This is a genomic window from Arthrobacter sp. MYb227, from assembly GCF_002975435.1.
Lineage (GTDB): Bacteria > Actinomycetota > Actinomycetes > Actinomycetales > Micrococcaceae > Paeniglutamicibacter.
Genome location: NZ_PCPT01000005.1, coordinates 106,016 through 124,539 on the forward strand (window position 1 = coordinate 106,016; position 18,524 = coordinate 124,539).

The following is an 18,524-nucleotide window of genomic DNA, read 5'->3' on the forward strand; positions in this document are numbered from 1 at the left end:
AACTATCGCATACAATACGATCGTGAAGAAAAAGAGAGTATTGATTCGTCTGGCCATAGCATCCTTGGCAATCATGGTCCTGGTCGCAGCGAGCGTTGGTGTTGCTGCCATTGGCAACGACTATCGCTTCGATGCGCGAGAGGTGACGATCCCGGTCAGTAACGGCGGCACGCTGGAAGGCGTACTGACCACACCCGAGCGAGGTGATGCGCAAGGTTTGGTAGTCATGCTTCATGGAGACGGCCCAATCGACGCCACCCATGGCGGGCTATACAATCCCTGGTTTGAGGGGGCGGCCGAAGCGGGCTGGGCGACGCTGTCCTGGAGCAAACCCGGCGTCGGTAGTTCCTCAGGCGACTGGCTGGCACAGTCCATGGCAGATCGGGCCGCCGAGGCGGAACAAGTGGTCAACTGGGCCCGGGGATACACCGATATTCCGACACAGCGGATCGTGCTCTGGGGAGCAAGCCAATCCGGGTGGGTGCTCCCCGCCATCGTCGCCCACAACGAAGACATCGCAGGTGTCGTGGCCGTTGGCACTGCAGTGAACTGGTTGCGCCAGGGCCAATACAATCTCCAAGCAGAACTTGACCATAAGGTCGCGGATGATACCGAACGCTGGAACGCGAAAGAGGAAAGCGCCCGAACAAACGCGCTCCTTGAACGAGGTGCAAACTACGAAGAATATCGCGACACAGCTCACGAAACCGACCCCATGACGCGCGAGCGCTGGACATTCGTCTCTCGGAATTTCCGCTCCGATGCAGAACACGATCTACGTGCAGCAGCTCAGCGACAGATCCCCTGGCACCTCATGGCCGGCAAGCACGATCGAAACGTCGATATGACAGAAACCGCCCGCGTTTACCAAGGAATCCTGGATGATCAGTTCACCACGACAACACTCAACGCCGCGCACTCGATGGCACGACCAATCATGGAAGACTCTGAGCTCATTGGCCTCATCACCGGTGTCTTTTGGCCCCGAGCACTACTGGCCCCGGGTGTCATAAAGGACTACCAAACATTCCTCAAGCAACTATGATCACCCACCCACACGCCAGAACATCAACTACAGAAGTCCCATCCAAATCGCTCAGACCAAGAGATCTGCACAACCCGGACAGCCCGCCAGGGGAACCTTGCGGGACGTGTGATGGACCATTGGACGCCATGGGCAACCCCAATTCACGGCAGCCGTAGATTGCGGAAAGTGGGTGTCGGCTGAGGCGCGCCCGATGAGGCAGCTTCGTTCGATGAGAGACTAGCTTTTGCTGCCGGTGAGTGCCAGAGCCCCGTCAAGGCCGATCATCACCACGCCGCCACCGGCACCCATGTGTGAGAGGCGTTTGGGGTTACGGGCGAACCATGTTCGTGCGGTGCCGGCCGTGAGTGCCCACACGCTGTCACTGGCCACGCCAATGGCAAAGAAGATCATCCCGAGGGCTGCCATCTGCAGCGGGATGGCCCCGTTTTCGTAGCTGACGAACTGCGGGAGCACGGCGACGAAGAGCACGATGGTCTTGGGGTTGGTTACTCCAACCAAGAATCCCTCACGGATGAGGCGGAAGGATGACGGTCGAGCCCGTGGTGAGGTGTCGGTTTCGGTGTGTTCGTTGCGCTGGCGGATCGCCTGCACTCCCAGGTAGATCAAGTAGCCGGCTCCGAGGAACTTGATGAAGATGAAGACGACTACGGATTCGGCGACGATGGCACCGACTCTGAGTGACACCAGGGCTAGGGCCGGAAACGCCCCGAGTGCCTTATGCGGGACGCGAATTCACTTCCGACCGAAGCATCGTTTTGCGGAGGTTAGATCAGGTCCTTTCGGGCGGAATATTGGTGCCAGTGTCGGCACGTGCTGACCCGTCTTTAGCTTCCAGTCAGTGGTGTAGTGAGTCGGAACCGCCCTGTGGCATCCAGCCATCGGTGGCTTCTTGACTGAGCCGTTTCAGGGAACGCTCGCGCTGCGCCGGGTGGGCGATATGTAACCAAAGAGCTGGTTGTGTTCGTGGCGGGACTCGAGGCCAGCATGGCGAAGATTTGTTGCGCACCACCAGAAGCCCACAAAATTGCGTTGCCCCTTGAACGCCGAAAGCTTGCGGTTCGGCAGAGAATCCTCAAACGAGGTCACCCAGGAATCTGAGAGCAGTCCGGTGGCTATGGCATACGATAAATGCGCCTTGTAGCTCAGGGTACCCTCGACAACGGATCGCTCGACCGCTAGTTCGGATAGAGCCTGCTGGTGGCCCATGCTTCAACTATGGTGACAACAAAAGGCAGGATGCGTTACCTGAAGTCACACCTGATGGTCTAATGCGTCATTTTAGGTGAGAATACTTCAACTTAGATGACAAGGGACACTTGGCGACATGTCGAAGCTCTTGCCAGATGGTGTCGAGCATTGCCTTGGCGTAAGTTTCGTTCCCGGCTCCGGTAGCTTGGCCCTGCCGGTGCAAATAAACCTATTCGAGAATAGGGCCGGGCTACGCCAGGGGGGTGCTGAATGTGCGGGAGAAAGCAAAAGACCCGGTCGCTTTGGCAACCGGGTCTTTATATTTTGTGCGCCCTCCGGGACTCGAACCCGGAACCTACTGATTAAGAGTCAGTTGCTCTACCAATTGAGCTAAAAGCGCATCTGTTGTTTTGCTCGGAGTTTGTGGCTCCTGCGCTCTGCAACGACATGAAACTCTACCAGCTTGAGTGGGGATTGCAAACCGAAAGGGAGCTTTGGGATTGAGGTCACAAGCATTGGCCTGAATTGGGTGTTTTGAGCAGGTTTTTAACCCCATAAGAGCATGTGACTAGTCAATGACGTGAGCCAGTTCATTTCTTGGGTTGGGTTGCGAGACTGGTCGTAGGGTGAATGCATGAAGCCTTTTAGTGTTGTTACGTTTCCTAGTGTCGAACTTCTTGAAGCAACAAGCCCATTGCCCGAAGGTATGAAGGTGGGTCTCTGGGACTTCGTTTCCCCTCCGGTCGGTGTGGAGCTCGCGGAGATTGAAGTTGCGGTTCTTCCCTATATGGCCAAGTTCTCCGACCTGCAAGATGTAACTAGTGCTCCAAATCTAAAACTGGTTCAAACCCAGACCACCGGCTTTGACGGTATCCGTGAATTGGTTGGCCCAAACGTTTCGGTAGCCACCGCGCACGGTGTTCATGCTGCCTCAACGGCGGAACTTGCCATTGGCCTGGCCATTGCTTCGCTACGCGGAATTGGTGAATCGGTCAGAGACCAAGCCATGAGTAACTGGAACCCTAGTCAGTGGCCCGGGCTCGCTGACCGTAAGGTAGCAATCGTCGGTGTTGGCGGCATTGGTGAAGAAATCCGTAAGCGTCTGGTCCCTTTTGAAGTGGAGCTGAGCCGCTTTGGCACGCGTGCACGCACCGATGCGCACGGTGAGATCCTTGCCGTGCAAGATTTGCAGGCACATGCAAAAGATATTGAGGTGCTGATTCTAATCGTGCCCCACAACGGTTCAACCCATCATCTGGTGGATGCGGAGCTACTCGCGGCACTTCCGGATCACGCGGTAATCGTCAACGTTGCCCGTGGTCCGGTGGTTGACACCGACGCGTTGGTAAAAGAACTTGAGTCCGGTCGTCTTCGTTGCGCCTCCGACGTTTTTGACCCTGAGCCGTTGCCCGCAGACCATCCAATCTGGAAGCTTCCCAATGCGTTGATCATTCCGCACAATGGTGGAAACACCGGTGCGTTCATGCCGCGCATGAGTGCATTGCTCAAGCGTCAGGTCGTTGCCTGGGCAGCCGGCGAAGGTTCAGAGAACCTGGTTTTCAAGGCCGGGGAATAAGCAATTATGAGTCGGTGAGGGTCGAGGCATATTGGCCACGTGCAGGTCGGAGATCGCCTCAGTAATTCTTTGGTTGACGTTCTTTCCGCGGATGCCCCATGCTTTCAAAGCTCCTGGTGGCTAGCCCATTGCCTTGGAACGATGAGTACGGGGTCTTGAATCACCGTTACTCAACGACCGACGCAAATGCCGTCCCTCGTGTTTCTCGCGGGACGGCATTTGCGCCCCTTATCTCGGAAGAGAAAAGAGTTCAGGGCTTTGGGTGACCGGCATTCTTTATGGAAGTCCGGTTTCTACTGCGCAATTGGATGATTCGTACTGCCCCAGAGATCGCTACGACTACGGCTCCAGCGACGGCGGCGATGAGCATTGAAATGCCTAAGCTCAATTGCCCTTGGAAGCCAAGAAAATAGACTGTGACTTGGCCCTGGTTTTGCACCATGAATATGACTAGCAGAATCAAAACCAAGACGGCAGCGACCGTGAACGTCCAAACAATGGCCGCGCGAGTGCCTTCATTTTTCGCTTTTCTAGACGAATTGGATGGCGGAGTAGTCTCTTGTGGAACGTCTTCGTGTGAAGTTGGAAAATCGTCAGACATTTGAAATCCATGCCTTTCCATCATTTTTCGCTGCAGGTGCTTTGGCGTTGTGGAGACCATGAAATGAACCTGAAACGGATGGTCTCCTGACGACTGATCACCTGGGGTGCGGCGGTTCTTGTGGCAACTAAACAGCCTTCGAATCACAGTGAGGGGTGGGGGGTGACTCTCGAAGTAGTTGGTAAGCCTGATCATAAAAGGAAATGGCGTGCGTTTCCATAGGAATCACAAGCCATTTCCGGCAATCAATCCGGAGCAGCTCGGAACTATTCCGTTGTTTCCGCGGCGCGAAGAGCCATATCTAGCTGATCCATGAAATTGTTCATGAAATCGGCAAAGTCTTCGGCGTCTTGATCCTGGCGCAGGGTGCCGCGCTGAGCGGCCGCGGTCCCTTCGGTGGGGATATCGAGTGTTGGGTGCGCCGGGATGGTGAACCTATATACGGTCCCGGTGCTGGTTCCAACCTCATAGCTGCCATCACTGACCAGGGCCACATGGGAAACGTTTGTATTGTTCACCGCAACACCGCGCTGTGTTGGTTTCAATGTTTTGGGGCTCAGCGGGCAAATGATTAGCTCTGCCGGCTCACGCCGATAGCCAATGACTTTTAGTCCCGCGGATCCAGAAGTCCCGGAACCCGCAACAAGGTTGTAGCTTCCATAATTTGGGATCTGGGAATCGAATGCCTCATGGAAAAGCTTTTTGAGGCTTTGGTCGGTGGATTCAACTTGGGGTCTCTCCATGCCTCCCACACTAGCCCGTGTATGTTTCGGGGATATATCTTGTATTCGTTTGGCGAAATATGTCATTAACTCGTCACGGGTTCGTTGGCAAGAGTTATCAGCCTTAGAATCAAGGGCATGAGCCAGGACACAACTCCAGATATCAAACCTCGTAGTCGGGTAGTTACGGACGGCATCCACGCCGCTCCGGCGCGTGGCATGTTCCGTGCCGTAGGCATGGGCGATGATGATTTCGCCAAGCCACAGATTGGCGTCGCGAGCTCATGGAATGAAATCACCCCATGTAACCTCTCGCTCAACCGCTTGGCACAGGGTGCCAAGGAGGGCGTGCATGCCGGCGGGGGATTCCCCATGCAATTTGGCACCATTTCCGTTTCCGACGGAATTTCCATGGGCCACGAAGGCATGCACTTCTCACTAGTGTCACGTGAAGTCATTGCCGACTCGGTTGAGGTAGTGATGCAGGCCGAGCGCATTGACGGTTCGGTATTGCTTGCCGGCTGTGACAAGTCGCTGCCGGGTATGTTGATGGCAGCGGCCCGTTTGGATCTTGCCTCGGTATTCCTTTACGCCGGTTCCATCATGCCGGGCTGGGTCAAGCTCGAAGACGGAAGCGAAAAAGAAGTAACCCTGATTGACGCCTTCGAAGCGGTCGGTGCGTGTGCCGCTGGCAAGATGAGCGTGGAAGATCTCACCCGTATCGAAAAGGCAATCTGCCCCGGTGAGGGTGCCTGTGGCGGTATGTACACGGCAAACACCATGGCTTGCATTGGCGAAGCCCTCGGCATGAGCCTTCCGGGCTCGGCTGCCCCACCCTCTGCAGACCGCCGTCGCGATGAGTTTGCACGCAAGTCCGGCGAAGCGGTTGTGAACCTGCTGCGCAAGGGCATCACGGCTCGCGACATCATGACCAAGAAGGCATTTGAGAACGCAATTGCCGTGACCATGGCCTTTGGTGGTTCAACCAACGCGGTGCTGCACCTGCTGGCCATTGCTCGTGAGGCAGAAGTTGATCTCACCCTTGCCGATTTCAACCGCATTGGCGATAAGATCCCGCACCTGGGGGATCTGAAGCCATTTGGCCGCTACGTCATGACCGACGTGGATAAGATCGGCGGCGTTCCGGTAATCATGAAGGCATTGTTGGATGCCGGCCTGCTGCACGGGGACTGCCTGACGGTAACCGGCAAGACGGTTGCCGAAAACCTCGAGGCAATCAATCCACCGGATGTTGATGGCAAGATCCTGCGCGCGCTGGATAACCCGATCCACAAGACCGGTGGCATTACCATTCTTCACGGTTCGATGGCTCCCGAGGGAGCAGTTGTAAAGTCAGCGGGCTTTGATGCCGATGTCTTTGAGGGAACCGCGCGCGTGTTTGAACGCGAACAAGGTGCCCTAGCCGCATTGGACAACGGTGAAATTAAGGCGGGCGATGTAGTGGTCATCCGCTACGAAGGCCCCAAGGGTGGCCCGGGTATGCGTGAAATGCTCGCAATCACCGGTGCCATCAAGGGCGCAGGTCTGGGCAAGGATGTTTTGCTGCTTACCGATGGCCGCTTCTCCGGTGGAACCACGGGGCTGTGCATTGGTCACGTGGCCCCCGAAGCCGTTGATGGCGGTCCGATCGCGTTTGTGAAGGACGGGGATAAGATCCGCGTTGATATTGCCGCTCGCTCCTTTGATCTATTGGTTGATGACGTGGAGCTTGAGTCGCGCAAGGTTGGCTGGGAGCCATTGCCGGCGAAGTTCACCACGGGTGTTCTTGCGAAATATGCCAAGTTGGTTAAGTCGGCTTCAACCGGCGCCTACTGTGGCTAATTGACTGCGCAACCGAGGGGATGAATGCCCTAAAGCGTCCACCCCTCGGACACTTGTCTCACATTGTGAGATAAGTGGTGTGATTGTTTGACTCCGGTTGCGGCGGCGACCAAACTGGAGTTATGCAGATCCGCACCGAAGTACTACTAGTTATCAAGCGCTGAGCTTGAGTCCCTCCGACACCTAGGAGGGCTTCGGTGACGCGCAAACCCCATTCGCCGCAAGGTGTCATTGGGGTTTTTTTATGTGCAGAGTATGAAGAGATAGAGAAGGAATAATCCCCATGAGTAACGGAACTCCCACCGGCGCACCGCTGGTGGCAAAACCCGCCAACCGAAGCAAGGATGCCACTGTCTCTTCCGTCGTGGAAGCGTCGAGCCTCGTACAGGGCCCGAATAACATCATTGCTCCCACCGAGATGCTTGGCTCACAAGCCATCGTCCGTTCACTGGAAGAACTAGGCGTCAAAGACGTCTTTGGGTTGCCAGGCGGCGCAATCATGCCGACCTACGACTCGCTCATGGATTCGACCAAGATCAACCACATCTTGGTCCGCCACGAACAGGGCTCAGGCCACGCGGCACAGGGCTACGCCATGGTCACCGGCGAGGTAGGTGTTTGTATCGCAACCTCCGGCCCGGGTGCCACAAACCTTGTTACCTCCATTGCCGATGCGCATATGGACTCGGTGCCAATGGTTGCCATCACCGGACAGGTTCACAGTGCCTTCATTGGCTCCGATGCTTTCCAAGAGGCAGACATTGTTGGCATCACCATGCCCATCACCAAACACTCGTTTCTTGTCACCAAGGCCGAGGACATCCCGCGCATGCTCGCAAGCGCTTTCTACATTGCCTCAACCGGTCGTCCCGGCCCGGTGCTTGTCGACATCACCAAGGATGCACAGCAGTCCAAGATGATGTTCTCCTGGCCGCCGAAGATTGATCTTCCCGGTTACAAGACGGTAGTGCGTGGACATAACAAGCAGGTCCGCGAGGCCGCTAAGCTGATTGCCGCATCCACCAAGCCGGTGTTCTACGTTGGCGGCGGCGTCATCAAGGGGCACGCGGCACACGAACTCAAGGAATTCGCAGAGCTCGTTGGTGCACCGGTTGTCACCACGCTGCAGGCGCGTGGCGCATTCCCAGATTCCCACGAACTCCACGTGGGCATGCCGGGCATGCACGGCTCGGTTTCCGCGGTTACCGCGCTGCAGCAGTCCGATTTGCTGATCACCCTTGGTGCTCGCTTCGATGACCGCGTCACCGGGGTGCTGCATACCTTTGCACCCAACGCCAAGGTCATCCACGCGGATATTGACCCGGCAGAGATTTCCAAGAACCGTACAGCTGATATCCCGATTGTTGGTTCGGTCAAGGAAATCATCCCTGAACTCACCGAGGCCTGCCGTGCACGCTTCGCCGAGGGTGGGGCACCGGATCTGAGCGAATGGTGGAACACCATTGGACGCTTGCGTGAGACTTACCCGATTGGTTTCACCCCGACCCAGGACGGCCTTTCGGCCCCGCAGCACGTGATCCAGCGCATTGGTGAACTCACCGGTCCCGAAGCCGTCTATGTTGCGGGCGTTGGCCAGCACCAGATGTGGGCAGCACAGTTCATCAAGTACGAACGCCCGCACGCCTGGCTGAACTCCGGCGGCCTGGGCACCATGGGCTACTCGGTACCCGCTGCCATGGGCGCAAAGGTCGGCAATCCCGACCGCGTCGTGTGGGCCATTGATGGAGATGGTTGTTTCCAGATGACCAACCAGGAGCTTGCTACCTGCGTCATCAATAACATCCCCATCAAGGTTGCCATCATCAACAACTCGTCCCTGGGTATGGTCCGCCAGTGGCAGACCCTGTTCTACGATTCGCGTTACTCAAACACGGATTTGAACACCGGTGCTGGCACAGCGCGCGTCCCTGACTTTGTAAAGCTCGCCGACGCTTATGGTTGTGTTGGCTTGCGTTGCGAACGTGATGAAGACATTGATGCAACGATCAAGCAGGCATTGGAAATCAATGACCGCCCGGTGATCATTGACTTTGTTGTCTCCCGAGACTCAATGGTGTGGCCAATGGTTCCCACCGGCGTGAGCAATGACCAGATCCAGATTGCTCGCGGCATGACGCCCGAGTGGGAAGAAGAGGACTAAGAATCCAATGGCACGTCACACTCTTTCCGTACTCGTCGAAGACGTCCCGGGCGTTTTGACCCGCGTGGCAGGACTCTTCGCCCGTCGCGCCTTCAATATCCACTCGCTGGCTGTAGGCCCCACCGAAGTTCCTGGTATTTCCCGGGTCACCGTGGTGGTTGACGCCGAGGGAGATCTGCTGGAGCAGGTCACCAAGCAGCTAAATAAACTCATCAACGTCATCAAAATCGTTGAGCTGATGCCCGAGGCTTCGGTGCAGCGTGACCATATCCTGGTCAAGGTGCGCGCCGATGCGGCAACCCGCCTGCAGGTCACCCAGGCTGCAGACCTCTTCCGTGCCTCGGTGGTGGACGTGTCAACCGACTCGGTCATCATCGAAGCCACCGGCAACGCCGAGAAGATCAATGCACTGCTCGCGGTGCTTGAACCCTTCGGCATCCGCGAAATCGTCCAGGCCGGCACCCTAGCGGTGGGCCGTGGCTCCAAATCGATGTCGGACCGCGCATTGCGTTCCGTCTCGGCATAAAACTTTCAAATCTTTACACTGATAACAAGGAGAAATTCCAGTGACTGACATGTACTACGACGACGACGCAGACCTCTCAATCATCCAGGGACGCACCGTTGCCGTTATTGGCTACGGTTCCCAGGGCCACGCCCACGCACTGAACCTGCGCGACTCGGGTGTTGACGTACGCATTGGCCTGAAGGCCGGTTCCAAGTCGATCGCCAAGGCCGAAGCCGAAGGCTTCCGCGTTCTTCCGGTAGCCGAGGCAGTAGCCGAAGCCGACCTGATCATGATCCTGACCCCGGACCAGGTTCAGCGTCACGTATACAAGGATGACATCGAAGCCAACCTGCAGCCGGGCGACGCCCTGTTCTTCGGCCACGGCTTCAACATCCGCTACGGCTACATCACCCCGCCGGCAAACGTTGACGTAGCCCTGGTTGCGCCGAAGGCACCGGGTCACACCGTACGCCGCGAATTCGAAGCCGGCCGTGGTATCCCGGACTTGATCGCCATCGAGCAGGACTTCACCGGTGCCTCCAAGGCCCTGGCTCTGTCCTACGCTAAGGCAATCGGCGGTACCCGTGCAGGTGTCATTGAGACCACCTTCACCGAAGAGACTGAAACCGACCTCTTCGGCGAGCAGGCTGTTCTCTGTGGCGGCGCTTCGCAGCTGATCCAGTACGGCTTCGAGACCCTGACCGAAGCTGGCTACAAGCCGGAAATCGCTTACTTCGAGGTCCTTCACGAGCTCAAGCTCATTGTTGACCTGATGTGGGAAGGTGGCATTGCCAAGCAGCGCTGGAGCGTTTCCGACACCGCCGAATACGGCGACTACGTCTCGGGCCCGCGTGTGATCACCCCGGAGGTCAAGGAAAACATGAAGGCAGTTCTGGCAGATGTCCAGAACGGCAACTTCGCCAAGCGTTTCATCGAAGACCAGGATGCCGGTGCACCGGAGTTCCTGTCGCTGCGCGCCAAGGGTGAAGCTCACCCGATCGAGGCCACCGGCCGCGAACTGCGTGGACTCTTCTCCTGGAAGACCACCGATGACTACACCGAAGGTTCGGTAGCTCGCTAAAGCGCAAGCTTGAGCAAGCAACTACCCGTAGGTAGCTAGTTTCCAGTTTTCCCCGATCAACCGACAAAGGTTGATCGGGGCAAACTGTCTTAAGTGGAGGAATCTGGCGTCTCATGCGAGCAGTATGTCGTCTATGTTGAAGGCAGCTGATTCTGCAGAAAATGCTCTTGGGCACTGATTATTTGTGTGTGATGGGTGCGAACTCGATTTTACTTCCGTTGGAGCACCATGTGGCGGAAGATAATAGGTGTGACGAACTGTTGGCTCACGTTTCACAGGGAGTAAATCATGGCTAAGGAAGTTCCCAACGTTGGGGGAGTCGGCCCAATCGTTGTAGGTGTATTGCCTAAGCAACCAAGACGTGTAGTTCTTGAAGCAAGGCGTCTTGCCGAAGCGCTGGGTAGCCCGATTGTTTTCGCTTACGTCCAGCCAAATAGTTACCTCGTGGAGTGGGAGCTAAAATCGGATATTCGAAGCAAGTCATTGAACCCCCAAGACATTGATGAAGACATGGAAGCGGAAGCTTCTGAAGTGTTGAAGGTGCTTGAAAGCTGCATGGCTGGAAGCCAAATTACCTGGTCCTTGAAGATCCTTGCTGGCGAACCTGGCAAGGCCGTTGCTCGGCTCGGTAACGAGTTGCATGCACGCTACCTTGTGGTGGGCACACGGCATAAGGGATTCGGAGCTAAAGTTTCCGAGCTATTCAATGGTTCCACCGCTGCGCATGTGCTGGCACAAAATTCGCTGCCCACACTTGTTGTTCCCGTTCACCACGACGAGCGATAGCGCTGGTAACGGGAGTATCGGCCGAAAAATCCTCGAGCATCTCATGTGGGGTTCTCAATTTGAAGATGTTAGGTACTGTTAAGACTTGTTTCATACTTGCCTTTCCAGGAGCCCCACTTTGCAGCGTAGACCCCTCGGACTTGTACTTGCCCTTGCCGTTTCACTGATCGGTGGAACTGCATCAATTGCAACAGCTGCACCCATAGCCCCGGTCAATACACAACATGTGAATGTGGGGTTGGCTCCGGCAAAAATATCCAAGAAAACGACGGCGAACCTCAACCTGCGTAAGAGTGCCACCACGCAGTCAGCCTCATTGCTTGTAATCCCCAAGAACACCACGCTGACAATAATTAAGGTCAGTGGCAAATGGAGCCAGGTAAGCTTCAAGTCAAAAACTGGTTGGGTTTCCAATGACTATCTCACCAACGCGGTGGCCAAGCCTGCTGCCGGGAAAACCTATAACTATACCAAGTCGTTCGTCCCGCTAAAAGCATCAGCCTCGGCTGGTTCAAAAACTATCCTGGACCTCCAGCGACGGACCAAGGTCGAAGTAACCGGCAAGAGCGACTCGTGGGTCAAGATCGTAGCCTCGGGGAAGGCTGGATTTGTTCCGGCATCAGCTTTGGACAAATCGAATCCCGCGGCGACTTACCGGTGGATCAACGGTAAACAAAAGGTTCATGCAAGCAACCAGACCACTTCAAAGGTTCTAACCACACTTTCGAACAACACAAGGGTTGAGTGGCTGCGTACTTCCGGTGCGTGGCAGCAGGTGCGTTCCAGTGCGGGTATTGGCTGGGTGCCGTCGAAGAATCTTGCCACCAAGGAGATTAAGCCGGCTCCCAAGGTTTATAACTTCGCGAAGTCCTATGTGGATGTGAAAACCACGGCAGCGGCTTCCTCGAAGACCGTGCTTTCAATTCACCGCCAGTCCAAGGTAGAGGTTCTGGGCAAGAGTGGTGCGTGGGTGAAGATTGCTGTTTCGGGTAAGACCGGATTTGTGCCGGCAAGCACGCTGCAAACCAGTAATCCTGCCCCGGTTTATCGCTGGTCCAACGGGAATCAGAAGGTCTATAAATCGACCTCTACTAATAGCCAGTCGATTATTACTGTAAAGCACAACACCAAGATTCAGTGGCTGCGTACTTCCGGTGCGTGGCAGCAGGTGCGTTCCAGCGCGGGTATTGGCTGGGTGCCATCGAAGAATCTTGCCACCAAGGAGATTAAGCCGGCTCCCAAGGTTTATAACTTCGCGAAGTCCTATGTGGATGTGAAAACCACGGCAGCGGCTTCCTCGAAGACCGTGCTTTCAATTCACCGCCAGTCCAAGGTAGAGGTTCTGGGCAAGAGTGGTGCGTGGGTGAAGATTGCTGTTGCAGGTAAGACCGGATTTGTGCCGGTAAGCACGCTGCAAACCAGCAGTCCGGCGACAATCAATCGCTGGATCAAAGGCAACCAGCGAGTATTTGCGAGCACGAGTACCTCGGCAAAAGCTATTGCAACGTTCCCGCAAAACACCAAGATTGAATGGTTGCGTACTTCCGGTGCCTGGCAGCAGGTGAAAACCAGCGCTGGGAATGGCTGGATACAGAGCACAAACCTATCTAATACGCTCATCAAGCCAAAGGTTTACAACTACACCACGGCCTTTGTGGACGTAAAATCCACTGCTTCGGCTTCGGCCGCTACATTAGTCTCAGCGCACCGCCGTACTTCAGTTGAGGTACTTGGGACTAGCGGAGCATGGACCAAGATCGTGGTTTCAGGCAAAACTGGTTACGTTCCAAGCTCATCATTGAGCAAGAGTAACCCGGCACTTGTCTACCGCTGGATCAAGGGCAATCAGCGGGTATTTGCGAGCACCAGTACCTCGGCGAAGGCTATTGCAACGCTGCAACAAAACACCAGGATTGAATGGTTGCGTACTTCCGGGGCCTGGCAGCAGGTGAAAACCAGCGCTGGGATTGGCTGGATACAAAGCACAAATCTATCTAACGCCGTTATCAAGCCCGCTGTACCACAAAAACCAAAGTTCGAGACTGCACGTTGGACTACCGCAAATCTCAACCTTCGTCAGGCAGGAACTCCAAGCGCAGCATCCTTGGGTGTGGTCCCGATCGGCGAGAAGGTCATGATGGCCACCACAGTCAATGGCTGGGCCCAAGTAGAGACGAGCCGAGGCACCGGATGGATGAGTACCGCTTACCTATCTTCTGCTCCGGTGGAAGTGGAAGACCCTGAGACCGAATACAAACCCGCAGGCACCCAATACCGCTGGACCACCGGAAACCTAAACCTTCGTTCCGGAAACTCCACATCATTTGGCATTGTTGGAGTCGTGCCCATGGGCGAGAAAATAACCTACTTTGAATCGAAAGCCGGCTGGGCACGTGTCAAGTCAAGTGTTGGCCAAGGCTGGGTTAGCGAAGACTATCTCTCCAAGAGCGCCGTAGGACAGATGCAACCGGACACCCTTGCTGTCATTGACGCGGTGAAGGCACGCTACGGTGCCTACATATCTTCCTTCGGAGGGGTACGGGCAGGCTCAACCGGGCATAGTTCCGGAAAGGCTACCGACATGATGATCAAGGATTACAAGAATCCCACGAGTATTCGCAAGGGCGACGAAATTGCAGCATTCCTGATTCGAAATCAAAGGGAGCTCGGCATCAGCTACCTTATTTGGCAGGACAAGATTTGGTTGGGCAATTCTCTGGGGTGGCAAGAATATTCGACCTCAGGTAAATACGGAAATCAATTTGCCGGTAGCTGGAATGACACCACCAAGCACCTTGATCACATTCATGCTGAAACACTTGGTGACCAAGCCACCGGCGGACCGCTGAGATAGCCAAGAAGCTTGTTGCGCCAATAAACGTGTTTTGCCCTCGGCCATTGAATCCGAGGGCAAAACACGTTAACCAGCACGAATATTGAGTTCTCGTAAAATGGCGCTTTGCACCAGACGTTTACGGATCTTCAGAGATAGAGGTCTGCCGGCCATGAGCATGCCATGTGCCATGTTTTCCACGCGACGTTCGGCGCGGGTAATGATCTTATCGATTTCACGTGTGGAGAGGGACTCAACGTATTCCCATACCAATTGATCGTGGGCAGAACCGTTGGAAGAGCCTGTGAAATCGTTAGTAGCCACGGTGCGCCTCCCTCATAACCAGTGTGGCATTTGAAACCGAAACAGGCCACCATGCGAAGAACGATCGAGCGGTGGGGGAGTGGGCTTGGGCTCGAAGTAGAATTGATGGCGGTGTTGGCTTGCTTTGATTGACCAACATGACCATTCCGGTAGCCACTCCCAAAGGACTCTCATTTCATGAGCCTCATTCGTCTTAATGATGTCAGCGTACGATTCGAAAACAACCAGATCTTGCGCGAGGCATTTTTCAAGCTCGAATCCGGAGACCGTGTTGGTCTTATTGGCAAGAACGGTAGCGGAAAGTCCACGTTGTTGAAACTAGTCCTGGACCAGGTCGAACCGGATACCGGAACCGTGGCAGTAGAACTGGGAATCAAGATTGGATACTTCTCCCAATTTTCTGAACTAAATGGTGCCTCGACCATTACTGACGTTCTCGACGAACTTTTTAGCGAAGTTAAAGAAATCGAGACTGAATTGGCAGCAATCGACCTAGCCATCGCAGCCGATCCTCAGCCCGATGAAATGGATCGGCTCATACACCGCCAGTCCGAGCTCTTTGAAAGCATGGATAGGTTAGATGGCTGGGATTATCCACGATCCATTGACACGGTGCTCACCACCCTCGGTTTTGATCAGGCGCATAGAATCTGTTCGATTGATTCGCTATCGGGTGGTTGGCGAAACCGTGCTGCCCTGGCGAAGATCCTGCTCGAGGATCCCGATGTGCTGCTTTTGGATGAACCTACAAACTTCCTTGACGTTGCCGGTGTCGAATGGCTTGAAAATTGGTTCAAGACATTCAAGGGTGCCGCGATTATCGTTTCTCACGATAGAAAATTCCTTGATGCGGTAGTCAACCGGATTGTTGAGGTGGAAAACTTCCACCTACACGAGTATCCGGGGAACTTTGCCGAGTACGTCGTTGCCAAGCAATTCAAACTCAAGACACTTGAGTCCCAATTCGTTCACGAAGCCGAGCTTCTTGCTTTTGAAGCCGAGGGTATTTCCGATCGCCGTGAGGCGGCCAAGGCTGCAAGCAAGGGACTGGATAACAAACTTTCTAAAATCAAGAAATCTCGAGCTCCACGACCGGTAGATAAGATCATCACCGAAATCTACGGTGGACTACATATCAAAGACACCCTGTGCCGGGTGGAGGGCCTTTCCAAAGCCTATGGCGAGAAGACTTTGTTTACCGAGCTTGGCTTTGAGATTCGCCGTGGAAATCGAATTGTGATCCTTGGATCAAACGGTAGTGGCAAATCCACACTGCTTCGGGTGCTCACCGAGGTTGAAAAACAGGATTCCGGATTCATCACCTGGACCAAGGGCGCGGGGGTAGTTTCCTACAACCAGATTCTTGAGGAGCTGGATCCCGAAGATACAGTCACTCATGCTGTTAATGCCATGCCAAATTCTTTGGCGTTCACTGCGACGAAGAAGTCGGTGAATAGGTTTCTATCAATGTTCCAATTCTCGGAGGCTGATCTGAAGAACAGGATTGGAAATCTCTCGGGCGGCCAACGCTCACGAGTTGCCATGGCCATGTGCTTACTCTCGGGCGCTTCGGTTCTGATTCTTGACGAACCAACTAACCATTTGGACATGTCGAGCACTCAGGTGATGGAACGAGCACTCATGCACTTCCCGGGTGCAGTAGTAGTGGTTAGCCATGACAGGTTCTTTACCGAGAAAATTGCGACGCGCTATTTGGTGTTTGGTGCCGAAGGCGCAGGGCAGGGCGAGATCGCGGTGCGCGGAGCGTAACTTATCGACGGCAGCGAAAGATCGGATCCTCGGGGAATCACATCTGCTCCACGTATGGATGCTGCCTACTGGCTAAGCAACACGTTCAGAGGATAAGCACTTGTGAATTCAGCAGGGATGGAAGTTGCTGGCGAGTTTCATAGGGATCTGCCAATGGCAAATTCCTGTGAAACTTTTCACAAAAGCGGCATTTGAGCCCGTAACATCACGCAGTGGAGCGTCGATTATGACGTGTCGAGCGATATTCTGGCATCTGGTCCGGTCGTTCCCGGGCCAAGCATCCAGCCCACTGAAATAGCAAAGGTGCCACCCCGTGTCTGTAAACAAGCCAGTCGTCCTTTTGGCCGAAGAACTCTCGCCCGCAACAATTGCGGCGTTGGGTCCTGACTTCGAAATTCGCCAAACCGACGGTGCGGACCGCACCCAGCTGTTGGCCGCTATCGCCGACGTTGATGCAATCCTCGTTCGTTCGGCCACCCAGGTTGATGCAGAAGCAATTGCTGCAGCCAAAAACCTCAAGGTCATTGCCCGTGCCGGTGTTGGCCTAGATAACGTAGACATTAAGGCTGCAACTCAGGCCGGTGTGATGGTTGTAAATGCACCGACTTCCAATATCATTTCTGCAGCCGAACTTACCGTTGGCCACATCGTGTCATTGGCCCGCCGCATCCCGGCAGCGAATGCATCCCTCAAAGCTGGAGCCTGGAAGCGTAGCTCCTACACCGGTATTGAGCTCTTTGAGAAGAAGGCCGGCATTATCGGCCTTGGCCGCATTGGCGCCCTCGTAGCAGCCCGCCTGCAAGGCTTTGGCATGGACATCCTTGCCTACGATCCATACGTCACCCCGGCACGTGCACAGCAGTTAGGCGTCACCCTGGTGACTCTTGATGAACTTTTGGCCCAGTCCGACTTCATCACCATCCACATGCCCAAGACCCCTGAGACCCTTGGCATGCTGGGCAAAGAAGCCTTTGCCAAGATGAAGAATTCCGCTTATGTCATTAACGTTGCCCGCGGTGGTCTGGTTGACGAAGATGCGCTTTACACCGCATTGAAGAATGAGGAAATCGCTGGTGCCGGTATTGACGTTTTCGTCAAGGAACCGAGCACTGATCTTCCGTTCTTTGAATTTGAAAATGTAACAGTTACTCCGCACCTTGGTGCCTCAACCGACGAAGCACAAGAAAAGGCCGGCGTTTCGGTTGCCAAGTCTGTTCGTTTGGCTTTGGCCGGCGAGCTGGTCCCCGACGCGGTGAACGTTGCTGGCGGCGTCATTGACGAAAATGTTCGTCCGGGTATCCCACTGATTGAGAAGCTTGGCCGTATTTTCAACGCTTTGACCGTTGGTTCGTTAACGAACATTGATGTAGTTGTAGCCGGAGAAATTGCCAACCTTGATGTCAAGGCCCTCGAACTTTCCGCTCTTAAGGGTGTGTTCATGGACGTGGTTTCCGACCAGGTCTCCTACGTCAACGCTCCGGTTCTAGCCGAACAGCGTGGCGTTGCAACACGTCTGGTAACTACCCCCGATTCGCCTGAATACCGCAATTTGCTGACGGTCAAGGGCGCTTCCACGGAAGGCACACAGCTGGCTGTCGCTGGTACGCTGACCGGCCCGAAGCAGATCGAAAAGCTCGTTGGTATTAACGGCTACGAAATCGAAATCCCGGTCACCGATCACATGATCGTGCTCCGTTATGCTGATCGCCCGGGCGTCATTGGTACCTTGGGCAACGTATTCGGTGAGCAGGGCGTCAACATTGCAGGTATGCAGGTAGCGCGCAAGGAAGAGCGCGGCGAAGCACTTGCAGTGCTCGCCGTAGACTCGGCCCTGCCGGCCGGTGTTCTTGACATCGTGGGCGCAGCAATTGGTGCGACCGTGGCGCGAGAGATCAATCTCGAAGGCTAAACCCTGATTATTTGAAGTAAACGTGCCTCGTGCGCCGCTACACCACATGAACCTTCTGGTTTCGATTTGGTGGTAGTGGTTCGCGGGGCACGCTACTTTTTAAGCGGTGCAAAGTTCCATCTCAAAAGCTGGGAATCTCCTAGACAAGTTAGGATTCTTCCGCGAGTCGGCAGTT

15 protein-coding genes and 1 tRNA gene are annotated in these 18,524 nt (G+C 55.0%); 10 read left to right on the forward strand and 6 right to left on the reverse strand.

Annotated features, from left to right (window positions below):
- Positions 1 to 22: 22 nt before the first annotated feature.
- Positions 23 to 1,045 (forward strand): S9 family peptidase, encoded by a 1,023-nt coding sequence (locus CQ018_RS11895; protein ID WP_258142581.1) that lies wholly within the window; start codon positions 23 to 25, stop codon positions 1,043 to 1,045.
- A 219-nt stretch (positions 1,046 to 1,264) separates the two neighbouring features.
- On the opposite strand, the gene CQ018_RS11900 is transcribed toward CQ018_RS11895, so the two are convergent.
- The 3 genes from CQ018_RS11900 to CQ018_RS11910 form a co-directional block, all read right to left on the reverse strand.
- Positions 1,265 to 1,732 (reverse strand): LysE family translocator, encoded by a 468-nt coding sequence (locus CQ018_RS11900; protein ID WP_258142582.1) that lies wholly within the window; start codon positions 1,730 to 1,732, stop codon positions 1,265 to 1,267.
- Between the two features lie 219 nt (positions 1,733 to 1,951).
- Complete coding sequence (locus CQ018_RS11905) at positions 1,952 to 2,254, reverse strand: hypothetical protein (RefSeq protein WP_105550227.1); 303 nt, start codon at positions 2,252 to 2,254, stop codon at positions 1,952 to 1,954.
- 309 nt (positions 2,255 to 2,563) lie between these two features.
- Positions 2,564 to 2,636, reverse strand: a tRNA-Lys gene (locus tag CQ018_RS11910).
- A 234-nt stretch (positions 2,637 to 2,870) separates the two neighbouring features.
- Here CQ018_RS11910 and CQ018_RS11915 point away from each other — a divergent pair.
- Positions 2,871 to 3,812 carry a 2-hydroxyacid dehydrogenase gene (locus tag CQ018_RS11915; protein WP_105550228.1) on the forward strand — a complete coding sequence of 314 codons (942 nt, stop codon included), beginning with the start codon at positions 2,871 to 2,873 and terminating at the stop codon, positions 3,810 to 3,812.
- Between the two features lie 250 nt (positions 3,813 to 4,062).
- On the opposite strand, the gene CQ018_RS20715 is transcribed toward CQ018_RS11915, so the two are convergent.
- Both CQ018_RS20715 and CQ018_RS11925 read right to left on the reverse strand, forming a co-directional pair.
- Complete coding sequence (locus CQ018_RS20715; RefSeq protein WP_308729156.1) at positions 4,063 to 4,608, reverse strand: lipopolysaccharide assembly protein LapA domain-containing protein; 546 nt, start codon at positions 4,606 to 4,608, stop codon at positions 4,063 to 4,065.
- Positions 4,609 to 4,679: 71 nt separating this feature from the next.
- Positions 4,680 to 5,156: a hypothetical protein gene (locus CQ018_RS11925; protein ID WP_105550229.1), complete on the reverse strand. Its 477-nt coding sequence runs from the start codon at positions 5,154 to 5,156 to the stop codon at positions 4,680 to 4,682.
- A gap of 117 nt (positions 5,157 to 5,273) precedes the next feature.
- Between CQ018_RS11925 and ilvD the strand changes: the two genes are divergently transcribed.
- The 6 genes from ilvD to CQ018_RS11955 all read left to right on the forward strand — a co-directional run bounded on the left by ilvD (position 5,274) and on the right by CQ018_RS11955 (position 14,367).
- Entirely contained in the window at positions 5,274 to 6,977 is a 1,704-nt protein-coding gene (ilvD, locus tag CQ018_RS11930) for a dihydroxy-acid dehydratase (protein WP_105550230.1), read from the forward strand.
- Between the two features lie 283 nt (positions 6,978 to 7,260).
- Positions 7,261 to 9,138: an acetolactate synthase large subunit gene (locus CQ018_RS11935; RefSeq protein WP_105550231.1), complete on the forward strand. Its 1,878-nt coding sequence runs from the start codon at positions 7,261 to 7,263 to the stop codon at positions 9,136 to 9,138.
- A gap of 7 nt (positions 9,139 to 9,145) precedes the next feature.
- Positions 9,146 to 9,664: an acetolactate synthase small subunit gene (ilvN, locus tag CQ018_RS11940; RefSeq protein ID WP_105550232.1), complete on the forward strand. Its 519-nt coding sequence runs from the start codon at positions 9,146 to 9,148 to the stop codon at positions 9,662 to 9,664.
- Between the two features lie 40 nt (positions 9,665 to 9,704).
- A complete protein-coding gene (ilvC, locus tag CQ018_RS11945; RefSeq protein ID WP_181149861.1) occupies positions 9,705 to 10,727 on the forward strand; it encodes a ketol-acid reductoisomerase in 1,023 nt (340 codons plus the stop codon).
- Between the two features lie 288 nt (positions 10,728 to 11,015).
- Positions 11,016 to 11,513 carry a universal stress protein gene (locus CQ018_RS11950; RefSeq protein WP_105550234.1) on the forward strand — a complete coding sequence of 166 codons (498 nt, stop codon included), beginning with the start codon at positions 11,016 to 11,018 and terminating at the stop codon, positions 11,511 to 11,513.
- A gap of 118 nt (positions 11,514 to 11,631) precedes the next feature.
- Entirely contained in the window at positions 11,632 to 14,367 is a 2,736-nt protein-coding gene (locus CQ018_RS11955) for an SH3 domain-containing protein (protein WP_181149862.1), read from the forward strand.
- 66 nt (positions 14,368 to 14,433) lie between these two features.
- Here the strand turns inward: CQ018_RS11955 and CQ018_RS11960 are convergent, their stop codons facing one another.
- Positions 14,434 to 14,670: a hypothetical protein gene (locus CQ018_RS11960; RefSeq protein WP_105550236.1), complete on the reverse strand. Its 237-nt coding sequence runs from the start codon at positions 14,668 to 14,670 to the stop codon at positions 14,434 to 14,436.
- A gap of 177 nt (positions 14,671 to 14,847) precedes the next feature.
- Between CQ018_RS11960 and CQ018_RS11965 the strand changes: the two genes are divergently transcribed.
- Entirely contained in the window at positions 14,848 to 16,440 is a 1,593-nt protein-coding gene (locus CQ018_RS11965; RefSeq protein ID WP_105550237.1) for an ABC-F family ATP-binding cassette domain-containing protein, read from the forward strand.
- 313 nt (positions 16,441 to 16,753) lie between these two features.
- A complete protein-coding gene (gene serA / locus CQ018_RS11970) occupies positions 16,754 to 18,349 on the forward strand; it encodes a phosphoglycerate dehydrogenase (protein ID WP_105550238.1) in 1,596 nt (531 codons plus the stop codon).
- The last annotated feature ends 175 nt before the right edge of the window (positions 18,350 to 18,524 follow it).

Coding starts and splice junctions, on each gene's coding strand:
- CQ018_RS11905 (WP_105550227.1), bottom strand. CDS start 2,254: ATGGGCCACCAGCAGGCTCTATCCGAACTAGCGGTCGAGCGATCCGTT.
- CQ018_RS11915 (WP_105550228.1), top strand. CDS start 2,871: ATGAAGCCTTTTAGTGTTGTTACGTTTCCTAGTGTCGAACTTCTTGAA.
- CQ018_RS20715 (WP_308729156.1), bottom strand. CDS start 4,608: ATGATCAGGCTTACCAACTACTTCGAGAGTCACCCCCCACCCCTCACT.
- CQ018_RS11925 (WP_105550229.1), bottom strand. CDS start 5,156: ATGGAGAGACCCCAAGTTGAATCCACCGACCAAAGCCTCAAAAAGCTT.
- ilvD (WP_105550230.1), top strand. CDS start 5,274: ATGAGCCAGGACACAACTCCAGATATCAAACCTCGTAGTCGGGTAGTT.
- CQ018_RS11935 (WP_105550231.1), top strand. CDS start 7,261: ATGAGTAACGGAACTCCCACCGGCGCACCGCTGGTGGCAAAACCCGCC.
- ilvN (WP_105550232.1), top strand. CDS start 9,146: ATGGCACGTCACACTCTTTCCGTACTCGTCGAAGACGTCCCGGGCGTT.
- CQ018_RS11950 (WP_105550234.1), top strand. CDS start 11,016: ATGGCTAAGGAAGTTCCCAACGTTGGGGGAGTCGGCCCAATCGTTGTA.
- CQ018_RS11965 (WP_105550237.1), top strand. CDS start 14,848: ATGAGCCTCATTCGTCTTAATGATGTCAGCGTACGATTCGAAAACAAC.